Raw genomic sequence first — 22,283 nt, 5'->3', positions numbered from 1 at the left:
TGATTTAAATTTATTCTAATTCCAGTGTAACAGACCGAAGAGCGTCTATCTACCTTATTGCTTGAATTTTCAATGAAAATCATGATCTTTTTTCATATTTATTCATAAGAAAAAGCTACCCGCTAAGGTAGCTCTATTCTTACTGATGTATTTTAAGAGGTCAATTGAAAAGAAGCTAATACTTTGGCTAATTCTGCTTGATGAACAGGTGTGTTGTTGGCATTGTTAACTTCATCGCTTAAAATATACGTCAATTTTCCTTTAGTGAATATTGTATACGTACCTGTATACGGATGAGTCGCATCTGGATAATTGGCTGTAAATGTATAAGCAGGAACACCTGCAAAAGTCGTTGGTGTGCCTTCAGATAGTTCTACACCGTACACATTATTATCTCCAGAACCTTCGAATGTAGCTTTCCATTGAGTGATCGCTTTTTCCAAAGAACTGGTTGTCTTTGTAGAAATATTGAATGATCCACCTGTATGAGAGAAATATACATAAGAAGATTCATAATCATTATCAGTACTTGTCCAATGACGAGGAACTTGTACACTGTAATGATTGACTTTGGAAGTATGCGTTGTTACTTTGCTACGGTCTTGCGAATAATAATCGACTGCAAATGAACCAAAGTTCTCTTCCAGTGTAGCAAAATCAAGTTCCAACGAATCTGTGATCACTTTGAAATCTGCATCTTTGGAAGCTTTATCCGATGGAGTACTATATTCTACATAATAACGATATCCATTTTTTTGCAATAGTACTTCATATTCTGTTGTCCAAGCATCACCAAAGTTATATTCCAACTTGTTGATTGTTGCGGTTTGGCCTGCAATTTCTTTTTGCTCGCTACCCAAGTTGTGATAGGCATCGCTGTTGAAATTATCTGCAAACCAGCCTTGAATCTTCTGTAACCAATCGTCTAGCGTACTTCCTGCTGGCGCGCTGTAGACATTGACAGACACATAAGAACCATCTTTGGCAGAAGCATCGTTCGTACTATCACTTGCTGTGAAATCAGACGGAAGTTCCATATAGATGCCATACTCGCTGTCTTCTAATGTATTTTCTGTACCTGCGCTGTCTGCTTTGCTTGCCAGATCTTCGATCGTTTTATCTCCACTATTAAATGAAGTTTGGAAAGAATTTAATAAAGAAGTGACTTTTTTATTAGCAAAATCTTTGTAGCTAGTAGCTTCGGAATCCGCATAAAAAATATAATACGTATGTCCATTGCCTGTATAAATACGTGTTTCTGACAAAATTCCATCTGAATTTTTGGAAATGATATATGCGTAATTACCTTTACTACTGGAAACGGCTTTTTGATCAACTACCATTTCGCCAGCATCTTGAGCATACAATACCAAATCGTCTAACAAATCTTGTGGATCACTTTCAGTAGCTTCGTCTGGTGAAGCAATTTCTGGATCGACAGAGATTTGTAAATAATATTTACCTTCACTATCCATAAATGTGGCACTTTCACTGCTTTGAGAACCCAAATACATCAAATCGTTTGGATAATTGATAGACCACTGATATTTGCTATTTCCTACTTTTGTTTTGCCTGCATGATTAGATTTGTCTTTACTAGAATCGGTTGTTGCTGGTGCCGCTGTAATAATCATTTGACCGGATACGACTTTGAACTTCGCTCCGATACTTTTAGCGACTGAACGAACAGGAACCATTAAAATTCCTGATTTCATGACAGGAGCTGCATCCAATGTAAATGTAGAACCATTTAAATATGCTTTTTTACTACCAATGGTCATCGAAAGAGTACGTTTACCGTACAGCAATTGGATCGAATCATTTTCCTGCAACTTCACCTGTGCTTTGAATGCACGCGTAAAAAGACCCAATTGTACCATCGTGATTCCATTACTTTCGTAAGGTTTAACGATGCTTTGCTTTTGACCATTGATCGTTGCAGATGTACTGCCTTTTTTGATCTTCAATTCCAATAGTGCTGCTGCCGATGCTGTTCCTGTTGTTGCATAGACGGTTGTCAACACAAGCATAATAGCCAGTAGACTTGAAGCGGTAATCCGCAACCACTTACTCATTCAAGCTCCTCATTTCTGTATACAAGCTTGTTGGAAATTCCAACAGCGATTGATGTGATACTTACCTTTAGAACATATACGTGTAATCATGACTTTGCTATCCCATCATATAGACTATTCTTTACTTAATTTGATTTGACGATTAACGATATCACCATTAGATTGCATTACCAGTTTGACAGTTTGTCCTGGCGCATATGATTTGAGGATTTCGTTAAGGTCAACAACAGTGTGTACTTTTTTGCCATTTACACTATACAAAATATCGCCTTTTTTTATTCCTGCTTTGGTTGCAATTGTAGAGTTTACTTTTCCTACTGTTAACGCATCATCTGTAGGCATACCGCTCAAAGCATCTTCACTTTCTTCAAAATCCAACCCTAAGGAAGCACGATGAACTTCTCCGTATTTGAATAGCTGTCCAATAATATATTGAACGGTATCTGCTGGAATAGTAAATCCAAGATTATCTACGCCCAGCGCTTCATATTTCATTGTATTGATTCCGATCACTTTGCCATCCATATTAACTAATGGGCCGCCGCTGTTCCCTGGATTAATTGCTGCATCGGTTTGAAGCAATTTGTACGAAGCATCGACAGCACGATTAACCCCGCTAATAATACCGGATGTTGCTGAATTACGTAGTGATAATGATAACGGTGTTCCAATAGCCACTACTTGTTCGCCTACTACCGGTTGTTCTTTACTTGATACAAATGATGCTACTTTCAATGAAGTGGCATTGATTTTGATAATCGCTAGATCACTGACTGTATCGCTGTAGATTTCTTTGACCAGATATGTTTTACTGTTGCCTTTAGCTTCTGATGTAATAACTTTAGCTCCAGGTTCCATACTGTCGATTACATGGGCATTGGTAACAATCCAACCGTCTGATGAAATAATCACACCAGAACCGAAAGCAATGCCTGTTCCGCCTGGCTCTTCGCCTTCGGAGCCACCTTCAGCAGCGATAGCTTCTGCGCTAGCTGTGCCTACAATCCCTACTACAGAAGGAGAGATACGAGCAATAATTTTAGAAATGTTACTTGTTGTAGAAGCTGCCAACTTGGGAGAGGAATATGTATAACTTGAAGCGTCGCTTGTATCCGATGCCCATACCGATTGTTGTGTCGGTAACATCAACACAGAAGTTAATAATACAAGTGCAGGTAATTTGGATCGGGATAATTTCAAATTCATCCAGCCTTTCTATAGTTGCGTATACGTTCCTGTAAAATTGTCATTTTGTAGGAAAAATAGTCTGATTCCAATGTAGCATATGCACAGGTATGACACAATTGCCATGAAGAACTATCTTTGCATATTCATTGGTAAATATAAGGATATTTAGGCAAAAAAGAAGCCAATACATCTGAATACATAGAACTATTCAACATGTACTGGCTATTATTGCTAGCAAATTGGGTTACACTTGACTGCTTTCTAACTCACGACTACGCTGTGTATCTCGTTCCAAAATAGGTTTGAGATAATGACCTGTATACGAGTTCTTCACTTTCACCAGTTGTTCCGGGCTACCGGATGCTAGAATCGTACCGCCACCACTACCGCCTTCTGGACCAAGATCGATCAAATAGTCAGCAGTTTTGATTACATCCAGATTATGCTCAATCACAAGTACAGAATCACCTGAATCCACCAGACGATGAAGTACTGTTAGCAAGCGATCAATATCATCTACGTGCAATCCTGTTGTCGGTTCATCTAAAATGTAGATCGTTTTACCTGTGCTACGACGATGAAGTTCAGAAGCCAATTTCACACGTTGAGCTTCACCACCGGACAATGTGGTTGCCGGTTGACCCAGCTTCACATAACCTAGACCCACATCAAACAACGTCTGCATTTTGCGCTGAATACGAGGGATGTTTTGGAAAAAGTCTACACCGTCTTCTACCGTCATTTCAAGCACATCAGAGATACTTTTGTTTTTGTATTTCACTTCAAGTGTCTCGCGGTTGTAACGTTTGCCTTTACAGATTTCACAAGGGACATACACATCTGGCAAAAAGTGCATTTCGATTTTGATAATACCGTCTCCGCGACAAGCTTCACAACGTCCACCTTTAACATTAAAGCTAAAGCGACCTTTTTTGTAACCACGTACTTTGGCTTCATTGGTCTGAGCGAACAGATCACGAATATCATCAAATACACCTGTATACGTCGCTGGATTAGAACGCGGTGTACGACCGATTGGCGATTGATCGATGTCTACTACTTTATCGACATGCTCCAGTCCGCGAATCTCACGATATTCACCCGGGCGAACTCTGGCTTTGTTGAGATCACGAGCTAACGTTTTGTATAGAATCTCATTGACCAGTGTCGATTTACCAGAACCGGATACACCTGTTACTGCTGTAAACAATCCTATAGGAAACTTCACATTTACATTTTTGAGGTTGTTTTCTTTGGCTCCGCGGATCTCTAACCAGCGATCACTTGCTTCACGACGCTTGGCAGGTACAGGAATAAATTTGCGACCACTTAAATATTGACCTGTCAACGAATCAGGATGTGCCATAATCTCAGCAGGTGTTCCTTCTGCAATAACATGTCCTCCATGAATACCTGCGCCTGGCCCAATATCAATAATATGATCTGCTGCCATCATGGTATCTTCGTCATGCTCAACAACGATCAATGTATTTCCTAGATCACGCATATGCTCTAGCGTATGAATCAGACGATCATTATCCCGTTGATGTAGACCGATACTTGGCTCATCCAGAATATAAAGTACACCGGTCAGACTTGAACCGATCTGAGTCGCTAGGCGAATACGCTGTGCTTCACCACCGGATAACGTTCCTGCTGCGCGTGCCATCGTCAAATATTCTAATCCTACATTGACAAGGAATCCTAGACGACTGCCGATTTCTTTCAAGATTAAGCGAGCAATACTTTGCTCTTTTTCACTCAATACGAGATTTTCAAAAAATGTGGTTGCTTCGCCGATCGGCATTGCTGTCACTTCTGAAATATTCACTTTATTGACGGTAACGGCAAGAATTTCTTTTTTGAGACGATTACCTTTACATACCGGACAAGGCTTAGCACTCATAAAACCTTCGATATATTCGCGCATACTATCTGAAGATGTATCTTTGTAACGACGCTCCAAATTGTGAATAATACCTTCAAATAACACTTGAGCTTCTTTTTTCTGTCCAAAATCACTTTCATAACGGAACCGAATCTTTTGTCCATCTGAACCTTTTAAAATAATATTGATCTGCTCTTCTGTTAATTCAGATACCGGTACATCGATTGGAATCTTATAATGCTCACAAACTGATTTGAGGAATTGCGGATAATAGTTCGACAATCCACCACTCCATGCTTGAAAAGCACCTTGATCAATCGTTTTACTTTTATCTGGAATCAGCAAATCTGGATCGACTACCATACGTATTCCTAGACCATCACATTCGGTACAAGCTCCAAACGGGCTGTTAAACGAAAACATACGAGGAGATAGTTCTTCCATACTGAATCCGCAGATCGGACAAGCAAAATTCGAACTAAAACGAAGTTCTTCTTTATCGATAATATCTACTAACAATTGACCGCCAGACATTTTCAAAGCCATTTCAATAGAATCTGCCAAACGAGCAGCTACATCTTCTTTAACTACGATACGGTCAACTACGACTTCGATCGTATGTTTTTTATTTTTTTCCAATTGAATATCTTCGGATACATCTCTAATCTCACCATTTACACGAGCACGTACAAAACCCTGCTTGGAGATTTCGGAGAAAATGCTTTTGTGTTCACCTTTACGTCCAGAAATAACAGGCGCCAAAATCTGTAAACGGGTACGTTCAGGATATTCCATAATACGATCGACCATTTGCTCTACCGTTTGTGAAGTGATCTCAACTCCATGCACAGGACAATGAGGATGACCTACACGCGCAAACAAAAGACGCAAGTAATCATAAATTTCAGTAACTGTACCTACTGTCGAACGCGGGTTACGACTGGTTGTTTTCTGATCAATCGATATAGCCGGTGATAATCCTTCAATCGAATCAACATCCGGTTTTTCCATTTGTCCCAAAAACTGACGAGCATATGCAGATAATGATTCGACATAACGACGTTGACCTTCTGCATAAATCGTATCAAATGCAAGTGAAGATTTCCCTGATCCACTTAACCCTGTCAATACAACAAAGCTGTCGCGAGGGATACTGATATCAATATTTTTGAGATTGTGCGCTCGTGCGCCTTTCACCTCGATAAATTTGTTTGCCAAATAATCCAACCTCCAAGTCCGGTGCTTCCGGAGTAATTGCTACACTTCTGTATCTAAACATCTCTAGCTGAACATGTATCGAAATTTATCTATAAGCTATGATAAAGGTTGCCAAACATCACTGTATACAGCACAGGATATTTAACAACCTTCATTATTTATCTATTAAATGATTGATGATAGTAAATGTCTACATCTATAATTGAACAAATTACTTTTATTCAGCTTTCAGTTCAAGCACAGCATCTCGAAGCTCAGCAGCACGTTCAAACTGTAGATTTTTCGCTGCTTCTTTCATTTCCAATTCAAGACGACTGATTAATGCTTGACGATCACGTTTGGAAAGTTTCGTTTTACCGATCTCTTCCATATAACTTGCTTTACCTTCAGCCACTTTGGTCGCTTCGATAACGTCACGTATTTTTTTACGGATCGTTTGCGGCGTAATACCATGTTCTTCATTGTAAGCAACCTGGATACTACGACGACGCTCTGTTTCGAAGATCGCTTTTTGCATCGAATCGGTTATACGATCACCATACATAATGACTCGACCATCCGAGTTACGTGCAGCACGACCGATCGTCTGGATCAATGAACGTTCAGAACGTAGGAATCCTTCCTTATCTGCATCAAGAATCGCTACCAAAGAAACTTCAGGTAAATCCAGCCCTTCCCGCAGCAAGTTGATGCCGACAAGCACATGGAATGTGCCCAGACGTAGATCACGTAAAATCGACATCCGTTCTAGTGTTTTGATATCAGAATGTAGATACCTGACTTTAATTCCTATTTCTTTAAGATAATCGGTTAAGTCTTCTGACATTTTCTTCGTCAGTGTCGTTAACAGTACCCGTTCATCACGCTCAATACGCAACCGAATTTCTCCAATAATATCATCGATCTGTCCTTTGGTTGGACGCACTTCAATAATAGGATCAAGTAGTCCGGTTGGACGAATAATCTGTTGTGTCATTTCTTGACAATGTTCCAGTTCATAAGGACCCGGTGTCGCAGAAACAAACACAATCTGATTAATTTTGTCTTCAAATTCTTCGAATTTCAATGGACGGTTATCAAGTGCAGATGGCAAACGGAATCCATGATCGACCAGTACATTTTTACGTGCTTGGTCACCATTGTACATTGCTCTAATCTGTGGCAATGTTACATGCGATTCATCGACAACGATCAACATATCGTCTGGAAAATAATCCATTAACGTATATGGTGTATCTCCACGTTCACGGAAAGTAAGAGGCCCGGAATAGTTCTCAATCCCGGAGCAGAATCCTACTTCTCTCATCATTTCAAGATCGTAATTCGTCCGTTGCTCTAAACGTTGTGCTTCTAGCAACTTCCCTTGTTCGTTTAATACTTTCAAGCGCTCTTCTAGTTCACGTTCGATATTTTTAAGCGCTACTTTGAGTGTCTCTTCTTTGGTAACAAAGTGAGATGCCGGGAAAATAGCAATATGTTCACGTTCACCGACTAATTCGCCTGTGAGTACATCGATCTCAGTGATTCGTTCAATCTCATCACCGAACAATTCAACACGTACCGCTTGTTCTCCACGTGAAGCAGGGAATATCTCAATTACATCACCACGTACGCGGAAAGTACCACGTACAAAGTTAATATCATTACGCTGATACTGAATATCGACTAGACGAGATAATATTTCATTACGTGACTTCTCCATACCTACACGTAACGATAATAACAAACCGCCGTAATCCTGCGGTGAACCCAGACCATAAATACAAGATACACTGGCCACGATAATCACATCACGACGTTCGAATAATGAACTGGTCGCCGAGTGACGTAATTTATCGATCTCTTCATTGACACTAGAATCTTTCTCAATATACGTATCTGAAGACGGAATATACGCTTCCGGTTGATAATAATCATAATAACTTACAAAATAATCGACTGAATTGTTCGGGAAAAAGTCTCTAAATTCCCCTGCTAATTGAGCCGCTAGTGTTTTGTTATGTGCAATAACCAGTGTAGGTCGTTGCAACTTGGCAATCACCTGTGCCATTGTAAATGTTTTACCTGTTCCGGTTGCCCCGAGAAGAGTCTGATACTTTTCTCCCCGTTCTATACCTTTGACTAATTCATCTATCGCTTGAGGCTGATCGCCTTGAGGAGAGAATTCCGACTGTATTTCAAATTTCTTGGAGCTGACAACAATATCATTCATTGCCCTGCATCACCCTATCGTCTAAAATATATATTACACATGCCCGATAATAACAAAAGAGACCGTTAATCAAAGTGCCGAATACATTATACTTTACCCAACATGTACGATGGTGGCACACCATGAATTGACGAATCTCATTTTTGGTTAATTATTCTATAATAAGTTGTCTGTAGATTATCAGCTCTATAGCACAGCAAAAATATACCGCTATAGGAATGTTTGTTCTTATATTATACTCCTCCTACTGCGTTTATGCAATTGAAACAAGACTGAAATTTTAACTTTTTTCATGTAAATCGTTATATTTACGGTTATTCCCCATACCCAGAACAGGAGATGAATGAATGGATTTAACAACGATTATCGGGATTATTGCAGGGCTTGCTGCATTGATTGGGGGCTTTTTATGGGAAGGCGGCGATGCCAGCGGGCTGATTCAAGGCGCTGCGGCATTGATCGTATTTGGAGGAACGGCTGCGGCTGTCGTCATCAGTTTTCCATTAGCACGATTAAAAAAAATTCCGCGTGCGATTGCTTTCACTTTTTCATCAGGTGGTACAGATAATGAGCAATTGATTGAAGATATTGTGAATATGTCTACCCATGCACGCCGGGCAGGAGTACTGGCTCTGGAGCCTCAAGCTTCTTCTTACGATAATCCTTTTCTACGAGAAGGTATTCAGCAAGTTGTGGATGGTACAGATCGTGAAGTTATTCAACAGATTCTTGAACTGGAAATGACCAAAACAGAATTAGAACATGAACAATACGCCAAAGTGTTCGATTCCGCTGGTGGATATGCGCCTACGATGGGAATTATCGGTACTGTTATGGGTCTTATTCAGGTGTTAGGCAGTCTTAGTGAACCTACAGGATTGGGTGGATCGATTGCGGTTGCTTTTACAGCGACTTTGTATGGTGTCGCTAGTGCCAATCTTATCTTTTTACCAATCGCTTCCAAAATCCGTTCGCGTAGCGAGCTTGATATTCAAACGATGGAAATGTTATTAGAAGGTGTATTATCGATTCAAAACGGAGAAAATCCTCAATTGGTACGTAAAAAGCTAGAAACGTTTCTACCTGAAAATAACGGGAATTTGATCCGCGAAGCTAGAACAGGGGAGGAATAACGATGGCACGTTATTCTCGGCGTAGCAAAAAAGGTAACGGGCATAATCAGCAAGATCGTTGGCTGATCACGTATGCGGATTTAATTACATTGTTGCTCATTTTCTTTGTAGTGATGTATTCAGTAAGTCATGTAGATACCGCCAAATATCAAGTGTTAACTGATTCGTTACAGCTTACTTTTCAAAGCGATAATTCGATTTTAGATGGTGGTAAAGGTATTACAGGAACAGCCGGCAAAAATACCAGTAATGGTGGTTCTACATCTACCAGTAATCAAGCAGGCAACGAAGGTGGCAAAGATACACAAAGTGGAGCGACTACACTGACCAATCGCGAAGAAGCTTTTCGCAAGCAGGAAAGTGAATTAGCGAATCTAATGAGTGTGATCGAAAAGTATGTCAAAACCAATAATCTAGGCAATCAAGTAGTGGTAGCTGACAAACCGCAAGGTATCTCTATTACACTTAGTGATCAATTTTTGTTTGATGAAGGTCAAGCTAATCTCAAATCTCGTTCACTAGCCACTCTTGCTCAATTGTCCAGCTTGTTCCAATCGATTGATACGACCGTAAGTATTGAAGGGCATACCGATAATCTACCTATTGTAAATGCTTCACGTTATCAAGATAACTGGGAGTTGTCCGGTGCTCGTGCCTTATCTGTACTGCGTTATTTTATTGATACCAAAGGGTTAGATAAATCCAAGTTCCAGTATGCAGGATATGGAGATACCCGTCCAAGTGCGGATAATTCTACAGCAACAGGTCGTCAAAAAAATCGACGTGTCGAAATCATTGTTTTACGTCAATTGCAAGAGTAATAGAAGTCACAAAGTTATTGTATTTATATTTTGAATATCGTGTAAAATGTAAGCTTGAATATAAGACTTACCTACATGTAAAAAAGCACCCGAGTGTACTCTCTATCCGTAGATGAGTAAATACACTTGGGTGCTTTTGATTTCTTATCACTTATCATTTATTGTAGTTCTGATATTACGTTCTACGATCAACCAGTACTTATTTTGTAAAACAATGACTCATTATCATACTGTAGTACTTACTTACGACGAGGTCGTTTGGGCAATCCGTGCTTTTCAATATACTCTGGAGTCAATTCAATAGGTTCCTCCGGCGGTTCTTGCTCAGCCGCGACATCACTTTCTGGTAACGCTAATATCTGAGTAGTCTCCTGATAACCGTTGTTCAACTTGTGTACACGCGGTTTGGTAAGTAGATTCCAGACGGATAAGCGCTGAATATCGGGAGAAATAACAGCTTGATCGTCCGGTGCAAAAATCATCCCTAGCTGATGATGATCTCCTGCATAGATCGCTCGTTGTAGAAATTTACTTTCGCCCTGAATATTTAAGATTTCCAATTTGCAAAAAGCAGGATTGATTCGCAATGCCGCATGCAGTGATTGAGGATCTTGAATAAGCTGTCCATTCACTTTATATACACTTTCCCCTGCTGTAATACCTAATTCTGCCGCAGGGCTAGCAGGAATCACATCTACTATTTTGAGACCTCGTAATCCGCGAATAAATAAGGGGCTGTGCTCTGTTTCTTCCCGTCGACTCACATACATAATCCATTCACGCAAAATCACAGCGATTACCAATGCAGGGATCGCAATAGGCGCCCACCAGAGTGCCAAAGCCGCCAGTACAATCATTATCAAGCTACTTTGCACTAATCGTTTAGCGATCACATTCACTTTGGCTTGTGGCAAATGTGTCTGTGTTAATATACTACAACCGATCATAACCGGTAATGCTGTTAACGATACACCATTGATCCAAGATTCTGCTTCATGAAGCGGTGTCCAGGGCAGCACTAGCCCACCTGTGGAAGGGATAAATAACCATAAAGGAATAGGCCAGAATGCTTCTATTGCATATGCTCCTACAGGCTTACCACGCTTGCCTTCGATCACAACCGGTGAAGCAAAGCGAGTCGCTTGTATACGAAATAATATGGCTTCAATCAATTGTAACAATACCGAGATTGCTAATAATCCAGGCAAATCGATATTACGGATACTCGCTATCACTTGCCCGAACAGACCTGTCGGTTGCCATGATGGTAAAGAAAGGAGCACCATATAAATGATTGTCAGTACAGCCAAAGCCATCGTGATATGAGCATAGCGTAGACGGAATAGAGATAATAGAATCAAAATCGTCCCTATACACCAGATCACTTCTGTCTGTATATGTATACCTATAAAAACCATTACAATCGATACAAGTAATCCTACAATAATCCCTGTGATTACAGTGCGTAATACACGACCTGCATACACATAAATACGAATATTAAATAGTTTACGTTCAAGGATACCTTGACGTCTGTAATGCAACAAAACACCGATCAAAAATATATAATAAAAAGGCTGTGTTAACAACGCCCCTAAAGCCCCGCCTATCATACGGAGTGCCTCACCTAACACGTTCAACGGTTGCCACTCTCCTTTGCTATCTATCTTGCTTTATAGAAATCGTATCATCAAATCCTACTTGGACTCAACTCTCTCTATTCTACATAAAAAAAGAAGGCTATAACAGCCTTCTTTTTAGAAATTCATATGAATATAGGAGTATTAGCTTTCAATTATTTGGTATTCGCTGTAGAAATCTGCTTTTCAACGCCTGCAATCGCTTTGTTCATTTGAACATCGTATTGCGGGTCTTGAATATGCTCGACCAATGCGATCTCAAGGGCAGTTGCTGTTTTCTCATCAATCGCACCTGTCACCGTCAGCTTTTGCTTGGTCTGGAATGATTTCACTGCATTCTCGGTCTCACGATCAAAATAACCGTCTTTACGATCTACACTGTAACCAAGACCATCTAACATAATTTGAGCACTCTTGATATCACTATTATTCATATCATATTTGAGTGTTTTTTCTTTGTTGATTGGAGTCACTGTAAAGTAATCGGGCGGAGCGATATTCACATCCGGTTTGATTCCTTTTTTATGAATCCAATCTCCATTTGGCGTTAACCATTTGGCAATTGTAATTTTGATTAGACTTCCATCGTTAAAGATATTGTCCATACTGGTCTGCACAGTACCTTTACCATACGTCGTCTCCCCGTATAATGTAGCCCCCGCAGATTGCTTCAAAGCACCTGCTAAAATCTCGGAAGCACTTGCGCTACCGCCATTCGTTACAACCGCAATCGGATATTTAACGCCTTTGCCTGTAGACTTGGTCTCATCACGTTTGCCTGCTTTGTCCTCTACTTGTACAATCAATTTGCCATTCGGAACAAATTGTTCAGCCATATTGATTACAACAGACAGAACGCCACCTGGATTGTTACGAACATCAATCACAAGCCCTTTCATACCTTGACCTTCAAGCTTTTTCACTTCAGCATCAAAGCGTTCGGCTGTATTCATTGAGAACTGAGTGACAGTAATCACGCCGATTTTGTCATCTGTCATTCTTGAAGTAACAGTCTCAACATCAATATCATCACGAACAATTTTGAATGTTAAATTATTTGAACTGCCTGAACGTTTAATTTCAATCGTAGCGGTTGTGCCTTTTTTACCACGAATCTTATTAACAGCATCATTTAAATCAACACCAGCTAGTGATTCGCCATTGATCGATACAATAATGTCTTTCGGGCGTAAGCCTGCTTTTTCCGCAGGTGACCCTTTGATCGGAGAAACGATCACGACATTGCCGTCTTCTTGTGATACTTCTGCACCGATTCCTGTAAATGACCCTGCAATCGATTCAGAAAATTGAGTTGCTGTCTCAGGAGCCATATAACTGGAATAAGGATCTCCTAACGCTTCCATCATCCCATTGATTGCACCATCTACAAGCTTGTTACTATCTACGTCTTGATAATAATTACTTTCAATCAATTTGGCTGCTGTACTTAGCTTGCTCTGTTGTTGGTCGCTTAGACCTCCACCACTAAGGGCAGCTAGCAACCCTTGTCCATTTGCAGCATTGCGAGCAATTCCTGGCAGACTGGTAAAAGCCAGTGTAAGCACGCTACTTAGCACCATCATGGCAATCACAAGCAGTGCTACGGTGCGTTTTCTCATCATGTGTTACCGCCTCTCTGAGCTTAACGCTATTACAGATAACCCATCGGATCGACAGGCGTATTATTCACACGTACTTCAAAGTGACAGTGAGGGCCTGTAGAGTTACCTGTAGAACCTACTTCTGCAATCTTCTGTCCTTGACTAACAGTCTGACCAACAGTAACTGCGATACCACCATCACGAATATGTCCGTATAATGTTTTGATTCCATTTCCATGATCGATAATTACAGTATTACCGTATCCATTTTGCCATTGAGCCACTACGACTGTTCCACCTTGAGCGGCATGAATATCGGTTCCTTGAGGAGCTGCAAAATCGACTCCTGTATGCATTTTGTATACTCCTTGAATCGGGTGATTACGATAACCGAATGGAGAAGAAATACGCGCGCCATTTACAGGTAGACCCATACTTCCATTGCCACTACCTTGATATCCGCCTGTAGTTGGTGGAGTATAACCTCCGTCTCCGCCATCATCTGAAGAATCATTGGCTGCTGCCGCTGCTCTAGCTTGAGCCTCTGCTGCTGCACGAGCCGCCGCGGCTGCTCTTTCTTGTGCTTCTAGTGCTGTTTTCTCCTGATATAGAGACGAACGTTGATCCGCTAGATCCCACAACGCTTGTTCTTGCTCGGATGTGATATCATCTGCATTTTCAATCTGTGTATTGTATTTAAAAATGAGTACTTGTTTTTCATTTTCTTTAGCATCGAGTTCACCTTTACGCTCTGCTTTTTCAGCGTATAGACTTTTCGCTTTCGCATACGAAGCGGTTAATTTTTTTTGCGTCACGATTACGAATTGCTTGTCTTTTTCATGTTGAGCCAAAATATCCTGATCTTGGTCTACAATCATACGCAAAGAATCAGCACGTTCTACAAAATCAGAAAAGTTGGTTGATGCCATTAACACATCCATATAGGAGATTAATCCATCGGTATACATCATTCGTACACGAGTATCAATCATACCTTCACGAGCATGAATCCGTTCTTTGGTTTCAGCCAAATCTTTTTTCGCCTGACGAAGACCTGATTCAGTTTGTGAAATATCACTAGAAACGCGAGCCAACTGACTGCTCACTTCATTGATCGCTTGCAATACTTTACCTAGATCTTTTTGTGTTCTAGCTTTTAGCATTTGCGATTTTTTCTTTTGAGCAGCAGCTTTTTTCTTCTGTTGGGCTGCTTCCTGTGCTTTTTTCTCCACAGCATTTAATTGACTCTGGATATCACTAACCGATTTGGCGGCGTGTACGTGTTGTGGTTGTATCACTGAGACTGCCAATAAAATAACAGCCATAACTGATGCGACTTTTTTCAACTTTTTCTCCCCATCCTTTTACCGTTTGTAGGTTTTTGAAACAGTCGTTTTCCGGCGTTCAGCACTTGCATCAAGTATGATTATCGGCAATGTTTTGCAGATATCTTAGCTTTTTTTGCATATTTACGAAAAAAATTATTTTATACTTTAAGAAAGCGACGAATTGAGAGTGTACTTCCCCATATTCCGATCAATACTCCAAGTCCTAGCAGTAGACTGCCTAGTAACGGCCAGATTTGCTGTAACGGAATTAAAGTGATCACAGACGCTATTCCAAATGATCGAACAGAAGCGGCTACCAATTGCTGATATCCGATAAATAAAATGCCGATCGTTACCAGTGAACCAATACCGCCTAACAATGCCCCTTCAATAAAGAAAGGCCAGCGTATAAACTGATTGGTCGCTCCAACTAGCTTCATAATACTAATTTCACGACGACGTGCTAGTATCGTCACTCGAATCGTATTTGCTATCAAGAACATTGCCATCAGACCAAGAGCAGCAACCAGAATCAGACCAATATTGCGAATCAATGCTGTGACTTTGAACAACGTCTGTACTGTATCTCCACCATACCGGACTTTAAGGATAGGTTTTTCAGGATGTTCTTTATTTAAAGCTTCTATCTTCTGAGCGACAAAAGGAACGGTAGTCGGCTCTATAACCTGGATACGTAAAGCATCAGGCAATGGATTGTTATCCTGCGCATATCCTTGCAAGAATGATTCTCCACCTTCACCTAGACGATCGCGTAATTCTTGTAATCCTTGCGCTTTGGGAATAAAAGTAACTGTGCTTACTTCTGTCATCGCGCTGATCTCTTGTTGTAACTCTTGTCTTAACGATTGATCAACATTGAGTTCCAAAAAGACGTTGATTTCTACTTCACTATCTGCCTGATCGGCAAGTTGATTTACATTTAGGACTAACAAAATAAATACACCCAAAATAAACAGAGACACAATAATAGAGGTGATCGATGCAACTGACATCCACCCGTTGCGGAATACGCTTCTAAAACCTTCCCGCAAGTGTCGCAAGAAGGTATTAAAATTCATAACCGTACTCCCCTCTAATCTGATCTCTGACGATCATACCGTCTTCGATCGCTAATACCCGACGACGCATTGAATTTACAATATCTCTATTATGAGTAGCCATAATAATAGTCGTTCCGCGGAAATTAATTTCATCTAGCAATTGCATAATGCCATAGGACGTCTCAGGATCGAGATTTCCTGTAGGTTCATCCGCTATAATCACAGCCGGATTATTGACGATTGCGCGTGCAATAGCGATCCGCTGTTGCTCACCACCGGACATTTGTTCAGGGTAACGTCCAGCTTTACTTTGAAGTCCGACTAGATCGAGTACTTCCATCACCCGTTTTTTCATTAATTTTCTCGGCGTTTCAATAACTTCCATTGCAAAAGCAACATTATCATAAGCTGTTAATTTCGGTAATAGACGAAAATCTTGAAAAATAACTCCGATATTACGGCGCAATAATGGAATCTTACGCTGCTTTAATTTGCCCAGATTAAATCCATTCACTGAAATTTGACCTTTTGTTGGTGTTTCTTCACGATACATTAATTTCATAAAGGTAGACTTACCCGCACCGGAAGGACCGACCACATATACAAATTCATTGCGATCAATCTTCACAGATACACCTTGCAGAGCATGAGCTCCATTCGGATACGTTTTCCAGACATCCTGCATTTCTATCAAATTATCACTTCCTAAATAATCAGATCATGTACCTTGTCAGAGATAACGTTTTTGTTATCAAAGATAATGTCTGAATGGTTTTGTTAATTGCATGTGGTACATGGTATTAGACGCACCATTTCTTCTTATACGATTACTATTCTTTTTTACAAACAACATTAAGTATAGGTAGGTTGGTTCTTATCAAGTAAACCAATATACGATGAGGTACTTTGTACTGGATGTAGCAAAACACCATATGTTTGAAAGACAGATTCAACAATCTCTATTGTAACAAATTCGTTACCATTTGAGTACTATAATAACTCGAAAATCACTCAGGAATCAAAAAAGCCTGAAATCAGCACAATGCTGAAATCAGACTTTCTTCTGCTAACGTCCTTAAAAAGTGGTTCTATCTCAAACTCTTTTGAATATTACCAATCTTTTTTGTATGGTTATAGATACATCGTACTGTTACTTTGTTTGATAATGCAGTGATTACTTACTTTTTAGTAGGGTTATTTGTTTGCAGAGCGCGTTCTTTACCCATACAAGAAACAGCGATAAGTGCTCCGATGGCTGGCAAAACCGCCCACATAAATGTACCTGCAATCGAACTGGTTAAGGCTACTTGAATCATCTCAATAACCTGAGCAGGTAAATGAGCTTTGATATCATCGGATAGCAAAGCACGCGGATCAAGCTGGGTTAGATCAAGCCCTGCGGGTAGCGCACTTTCACCACCACTTTGATCGATCCCTGACTGCAATTGATTGCTTAACAAGCTACGTTGAATCAATCCGAATATCGTAACACCTAGCGCCATCCCTAGTGAACGAACAAATGTTAATGTAGAAGTCGCTGCTCCACGTTGACGAAAATCAAAGTTCTGAATCCCACTAATATTCAGTACCGAGAAAGAGAATCCGATTCCGAAGCCTGCGGTAGCCAGATATAGATACAATAGTAATGCAGGTGTATCCGGTGTAATCCGGCTTAACAATGCCATTCCTAGTACAAATAAAAATCCAGAAATCATCATAATCCGGCGGAATGTTAATTTGTTCACCAGTATCCCGCCAAGCATCGCTGCAATAACCGATCCGATAGTCATCGGCATAAGAGTAAGCCCTGAATTGACTGCTGTGCCTCCACTTACGCCTTGAATATAGATAGGAATATATAGCGCCACAGTAATAAAAGCAGCCCCGTAGAAGAAAGCAGCTAATGTACTGCTACTGAACAGTCGATCTTTGAACATCGGAAATGAAATAATAGGCTCTGCGGCTTTCTTTTCTGCAAAGATAAATCCGATCAGTAATACAACAAAGCTTGCAAACAGTCCTAAAATCACACCTGAATTCCACGAATATGTATCTCCGCCCAATTCTAAAGCGAACATTAATGACACGACAGCCCCGATCAATAACGCTGCGCCCCACCAATCTATTTTTTGCTTTGAACGTTCCATCGATTCATGATAAAAAATCATAACCAACAGAAAAGATACAATTCCAAACGGAACATTGATATAAAAAACCCAGCGCCAGTTCATATATTGAGTAATATAAGCACCTAACAGCGGGCCAAATAAACTGGACATCCCAAATACAGCGCCTAATAACCCTGTCATTTTACCGCGTTTTTCCGGTGGAAATGTATCGAACACAATTGTAAAAGCAATCGGTACAAGTGCCCCGCCACCTATCCCTTGAATCGCTCGATAAATACTAAGTTGTACGATAGAGTCTGCGGTACCACATAAAATAGAACCAAGCATAAAGACAACGACACCGAAAATAAAAAATCGTTTACGACCGTACATATCTGACAATTTACCGAAAATAGGTGTTCCTGCAAGTGATGCGACCAAGTAGGCTGACGTTACCCATACAAATTGATCAAATCCTCCAAGATCACCTACAATCGTAGCAATCGCTGTAGCTACAATCGTATTATCAATCGCTGCAATAAAAATACCGAGCAACAACCCTGCAACGATCCAGCCTGTTTTTGAAGCTTTTTTACTTTTTGCAGCAAAAGACGCTGACATATACTCACTCCTTTTTCGTAATCATAACATGATCCTTCTCAGAAGAATTCATTAGTTACTGACCCGTTGGTCACAATGGAATGAGTATAGCATATATTGCGTTTAAGACCCAAACGCATATTTATATTTACAAAGTAACTCCGCTTTTAAAGATTGCCAATTCGCGGAATTTATTTTTCTCGTTATTCACCCAGCGACCACTAGCCACTTCAATAATATAATTGATAAAATCTTTTAACTCGTCTTCTATCGTTACATCTTCTACCAGTGTGCCAGCATTATAATCAATCCAATGCGGTTTATTCGCAAATAAAGGCGAATTGGTCGATACTTTCATCGTCGGTACAAAAGAACCAAAAGGCGTTCCCCGTCCGGTTGTAAAAATAACAAGCTGACATCCTGCCGCCGCTAACGCTGAAGAAGCCACCAGATCATTTCCCGGCGCACTGAGCAAATTCAGCCCACGTGTCTGCAATCGTTCTCCATATAATAAAACATCCTGTACAGGAGAAATGCCCGACTTTTGCGTACAACCGAGTGACTTATCTTCTAATGTTGTAATCCCACCTGCTTTGTTACCAGGAGAAGGGTTCTCATACACAGGCTGTTTGTAATCTATAAAGTATTGCTTAAAGTCATTGATCAGATGTACGATTTTACCAAATACCTGTTCATCTGAGGCACGCTCCATTAAAATCTGTTCTGCGCCGAACATTTCTGGTACTTCAGTCAAAACCGTTGTACCGCCTTGCGCCGCCATATAGTCTGATAATTTACCCAATAATGGATTCGCTGTAATGCCTGATAATCCATCAGAACCACCACATTTGAGTCCGATTTTGAGATCAGCTAATGGAATATCTTCCCGGTGATCACCCTGTACATGAGCAAATATATCTTTAAGCAGTTGTACCCCTGCTTCTACTTCGTCTGATACCATTTGCGAGACAAGAAATTTGACCCGATGTTCATCGTATTCACCAATCGCTAATTTAAATTGTTCCATTTCATTATTTTCACAGCCCAGTCCAAGCACAAGCACACCGCCTACATTCGGATGCTTGACAGCATCTGCCAGAATCGTACGCGTATATTGGTGATCATCTCCTAGCTGAGAACAACCATAGCTATGTTTGAGTACTAATGTATTTTCAAAAGGAGCGATATCTCCTACTTCACGCTGAAATTCACTTAAAATCAATTCGGCGATTCCATTTACACAGCCCACTGTAGGTACGATCCACAATTCATTTCGAATACCTACATCACCATTGAGACGTCGATATCCTTGAAAAGTACGATTCTCAAGCGAATATGGATTAAAAAAAGTTTTGGGATCATAATGGTATTCTTCAATGCCTGTGAGATTGGTTTTGGCATTATGCGTATGAATATGGCTACCGACTGTAATCGGTTGAATCGCATGTCCGATCGGATAGCCGTATTTGATAATATGTTGGTGGATTTCTATCGGTTGAAGTGCAATCTTATGCCCGCGAGCGATATCTTCTGTGACTGTAATCTGTTGCTGAAAAGCTGTGGAGGGATTCAGTGTAATCATTTCCCCCTGCTGATAATCACGTAACGCCACAACTACATTGTCATCGGGATGAATCTGTATATATTCAAGCATGATCAGTAATGCCTCCTCGTAAGATGTATCTATCCCTTCATGTGTACTTTTGATACATTAAGAAGTGGAAGCTACAGAATGATCCATCAACTCTTGCAAGGCAACGACTATGCCTTGATGTTGAATACGATACAAATCGTTCATCACTTGCTCGGTTAAGCCTGTATAAGTGTTCAAGTCTATTCCCCAGAAAGACACTTCTCCAAGAACAGCCGTAGCTAACTGATACAGACCCTGTTGGCTGTTATCGCATACTTTCCATAATTCGGCTAATTGTCGCAACACAGCGATATCATCGTTCAACGCAATCGGTTCTCCACTACGATCTCCTTTATAAAAGGTAATCAAAGCAGCCAATGAAAACACAAGTTTTGACGGTAATTTACCTGTCTGTTCGATATAAGTAGTTAATGTTGGCAGATCGCGCGTTTTAAATTTGGAAATACTATTTAGTGAAATGCTCATCAGAAAATGTTCTACATACGGGTTACGGAATCGTTCTATTACAGACGCAGCAAATTGCTCTAGCTCATCAGCAGGTAAATCTAAAGTCGGTATAATCTCATCCTGAATCAAAGAACGGACAAAAGCACCTGTAACTGGATGTTCTACTGCTTCTGCTACTGTATTCAGACCATACAGATAAGCAACAGGTGTCATAGCCGTATGAGCACCATTTAAAATGCGCACTTTACGTGTACGATAAGGAGCCATATCTTCAACCACTTTGATATGCAGACCTGCTTGTGCAAACGGCAATTCTTGCTCTATCCAAGAAGGCCCTTCGATTACAAGTAAGTGAAATGGTTCACCTACTACGACAAATGAATCTTCATATCCAAGCTCTGCTGTGATCTGAGGCATACGCTGTTTGGGATAACCGGGTACTATCCGATCGACCAGACTGCTACAAAATGTATTGGCTTGATGGATCCATGCACCAAATTCAGGTTCCAGGTTCCACAAGTCTGCATATTGCAACACGATTTTTTTTAGTTCATCTCCGTTATGATCGATCAATTCACAAGGAAGAATAATAAATCCTTTACTATTGTCTCCATGAAAATGACGGAATCGGCGATATAATAACGATGTTAATTTGCCCGGATAACTTTGCTGTGGGCGATCTGCTAACTGATCTGTGCTATTAAAAGCAATACCTGCTTCTGTCGTATTGGAAATAATCCAACGTAGTTCTGGTTGATAAGCTAATGCTTCATAAGATTCATAATGTTCATAAGGATTGATTGCGCGTGTCACACACTCGATCACTTCATGGGTCTGAGAAGGTTGTCCTTGTTCTATCCCTTCGAGGTAGACTGTATATAATCCATCTTGTTCATTGAGTCGTTCAGCCATCCCTGTAGCTAACGGTTGTACAATCACTACTCCTGCATCAAAGTTAGCTTTAGTATTCATCTGATGAATCTGCCAATCGGTAAAAGCTCGCAAAAAATTCCCTTCACCAAATTGCAGTACTTTTTCAGTATACATAGTAGCCGAATAAGTGGTTCGATTCAGTGTATTCATGATCATATCCTCCTAATCGTTCATTTTTGGAATATATATAACAAACGAATAATAAATGTATCTATCTGTGACTTACTAATCATTATAATTTTATGCACACGTTAACAAAGTGAACTAAATCACAATCTTATAATTTATTAAAAAGAGAATTCCTGCGCATAGTCGTAAGCTCTGGAATCCTCAATCTATAATGACGTTATTTAGCGACTTGAACGATTGGTAACTT

At 40.3% G+C, this 22,283-nt stretch carries 14 protein-coding genes; 2 read left to right on the top strand and 12 right to left on the bottom strand.

Annotated elements, in window-relative coordinates:
* Nucleotides 1–152 precede the first annotated feature (152 nt).
* From ACFSGI_RS22130 to uvrB, 4 genes are all read right to left on the bottom strand, one after another.
* Nucleotides 153–2,075, bottom strand: coding sequence for a stalk domain-containing protein (locus ACFSGI_RS22130; protein WP_204827212.1), 1,923 nt, complete (start codon nt 2,073–2,075; stop codon nt 153–155).
* Nucleotides 2,076–2,189: 114 nt separating this feature from the next.
* Nucleotides 2,190–3,281: a S1C family serine protease gene (locus ACFSGI_RS22125; RefSeq protein ID WP_379284410.1), complete on the bottom strand. Its 1,092-nt coding sequence runs from the start codon at nt 3,279–3,281 to the stop codon at nt 2,190–2,192.
* 226 nt (nt 3,282–3,507) lie between these two features.
* Nucleotides 3,508–6,369 carry an excinuclease ABC subunit UvrA gene (gene uvrA, locus ACFSGI_RS22120; protein WP_204827211.1) on the bottom strand — a complete coding sequence of 954 codons (2,862 nt, stop codon included), beginning with the start codon at nt 6,367–6,369 and terminating at the stop codon, nt 3,508–3,510.
* Between the two features lie 217 nt (nt 6,370–6,586).
* Nucleotides 6,587–8,581, bottom strand: a complete 1,995-nt coding sequence (gene uvrB, locus ACFSGI_RS22115) for an excinuclease ABC subunit UvrB (protein WP_204827210.1) — start codon at nt 8,579–8,581, stop codon at nt 6,587–6,589.
* A gap of 347 nt (nt 8,582–8,928) precedes the next feature.
* On the opposite strand from uvrB, the gene ACFSGI_RS22110 reads away from it, so the two are divergent.
* Nucleotides 8,929–9,714: a flagellar motor protein gene (locus tag ACFSGI_RS22110; protein ID WP_204827209.1), complete on the top strand. Its 786-nt coding sequence runs from the start codon at nt 8,929–8,931 to the stop codon at nt 9,712–9,714.
* 2 nt (nt 9,715–9,716) lie between these two features.
* Nucleotides 9,717–10,535: a flagellar motor protein MotB gene (locus ACFSGI_RS22105; protein WP_204827208.1), complete on the top strand. Its 819-nt coding sequence runs from the start codon at nt 9,717–9,719 to the stop codon at nt 10,533–10,535.
* A 239-nt stretch (nt 10,536–10,774) separates the two neighbouring features.
* Here ACFSGI_RS22105 and ACFSGI_RS22100 read toward each other — a convergent pair whose 3' ends face one another.
* From ACFSGI_RS22100 to ACFSGI_RS22065, 8 genes are all read right to left on the bottom strand, one after another.
* The gene (locus ACFSGI_RS22100) at nt 10,775–12,169 is read right to left on the bottom strand and encodes a PDZ domain-containing protein (protein ID WP_379284446.1); all 1,395 of its coding nucleotides are present in this window, start codon (nt 12,167–12,169) and stop codon (nt 10,775–10,777) included.
* 161 nt (nt 12,170–12,330) lie between these two features.
* Nucleotides 12,331–13,797, bottom strand: coding sequence for a S41 family peptidase (locus ACFSGI_RS22095; protein ID WP_204827206.1), 1,467 nt, complete (start codon nt 13,795–13,797; stop codon nt 12,331–12,333).
* Nucleotides 13,798–13,826: 29 nt separating this feature from the next.
* Nucleotides 13,827–15,122, bottom strand: coding sequence for a murein hydrolase activator EnvC family protein (locus ACFSGI_RS22090; RefSeq protein ID WP_204827205.1), 1,296 nt, complete (start codon nt 15,120–15,122; stop codon nt 13,827–13,829).
* A 140-nt stretch (nt 15,123–15,262) separates the two neighbouring features.
* Nucleotides 15,263–16,183 carry a permease-like cell division protein FtsX gene (ftsX, locus tag ACFSGI_RS22085; protein ID WP_204827204.1) on the bottom strand — a complete coding sequence of 307 codons (921 nt, stop codon included), beginning with the start codon at nt 16,181–16,183 and terminating at the stop codon, nt 15,263–15,265.
* Nucleotides 16,173–16,859, bottom strand: coding sequence for a cell division ATP-binding protein FtsE (gene ftsE / locus ACFSGI_RS22080; protein WP_204827203.1), 687 nt, complete (start codon nt 16,857–16,859; stop codon nt 16,173–16,175). The genes ftsX and ftsE overlap by 11 nt, the downstream gene beginning before the upstream one ends.
* Nucleotides 16,860–17,343: 484 nt before the next feature.
* Nucleotides 17,344–18,894, bottom strand: a complete 1,551-nt coding sequence (locus ACFSGI_RS22075) for an MDR family MFS transporter (RefSeq protein WP_204827202.1) — start codon at nt 18,892–18,894, stop codon at nt 17,344–17,346.
* A gap of 127 nt (nt 18,895–19,021) precedes the next feature.
* Nucleotides 19,022–20,527 carry a UxaA family hydrolase gene (locus ACFSGI_RS22070; RefSeq protein WP_204827201.1) on the bottom strand — a complete coding sequence of 502 codons (1,506 nt, stop codon included), beginning with the start codon at nt 20,525–20,527 and terminating at the stop codon, nt 19,022–19,024.
* 57 nt (nt 20,528–20,584) lie between these two features.
* Complete coding sequence (locus ACFSGI_RS22065; protein WP_204827200.1) at nt 20,585–22,057, bottom strand: tagaturonate reductase; 1,473 nt, start codon at nt 22,055–22,057, stop codon at nt 20,585–20,587.
* Nucleotides 22,058–22,283: the final 226 nt, after the last annotated feature.

Source organism: Paenibacillus nicotianae (assembly GCF_042681745.1).
GTDB classification, from domain to species: domain Bacteria; phylum Bacillota; class Bacilli; order Paenibacillales; family Paenibacillaceae; genus Saccharibacillus; species Saccharibacillus nicotianae.
This window is presented reverse-complemented; position numbering and strand designations above follow the sequence as displayed.

What these genes read in the sequence shown, in the direction of transcription:
- ACFSGI_RS22105 (WP_204827208.1), top strand. Translation starts at nt 9,717, where the DNA reads ATGGCACGTTATTCTCGGCGTAGCAAAAAAGGTAACGGGCATAATCAG.
- uvrB (WP_204827210.1), bottom strand. Translation starts at nt 8,581, where the DNA reads ATGAATGATATTGTTGTCAGCTCCAAGAAATTTGAAATACAGTCGGAA.
- ACFSGI_RS22110 (WP_204827209.1), top strand. Translation starts at nt 8,929, where the DNA reads ATGGATTTAACAACGATTATCGGGATTATTGCAGGGCTTGCTGCATTG.
- ACFSGI_RS22130 (WP_204827212.1), bottom strand. Translation starts at nt 2,075, where the DNA reads ATGAGTAAGTGGTTGCGGATTACCGCTTCAAGTCTACTGGCTATTATG.
- ACFSGI_RS22095 (WP_204827206.1), bottom strand. Translation starts at nt 13,797, where the DNA reads ATGATGAGAAAACGCACCGTAGCACTGCTTGTGATTGCCATGATGGTG.
- ACFSGI_RS22070 (WP_204827201.1), bottom strand. Translation starts at nt 20,527, where the DNA reads ATGCTTGAATATATACAGATTCATCCCGATGACAATGTAGTTGTGGCG.
- ftsX (WP_204827204.1), bottom strand. Translation starts at nt 16,183, where the DNA reads ATGAATTTTAATACCTTCTTGCGACACTTGCGGGAAGGTTTTAGAAGC.
- ACFSGI_RS22075 (WP_204827202.1), bottom strand. Translation starts at nt 18,894, where the DNA reads ATGTCAGCGTCTTTTGCTGCAAAAAGTAAAAAAGCTTCAAAAACAGGC.
- ACFSGI_RS22125 (WP_379284410.1), bottom strand. Translation starts at nt 3,281, where the DNA reads ATGAATTTGAAATTATCCCGATCCAAATTACCTGCACTTGTATTATTA.
- ACFSGI_RS22065 (WP_204827200.1), bottom strand. Translation starts at nt 22,057, where the DNA reads ATGAATACACTGAATCGAACCACTTATTCGGCTACTATGTATACTGAA.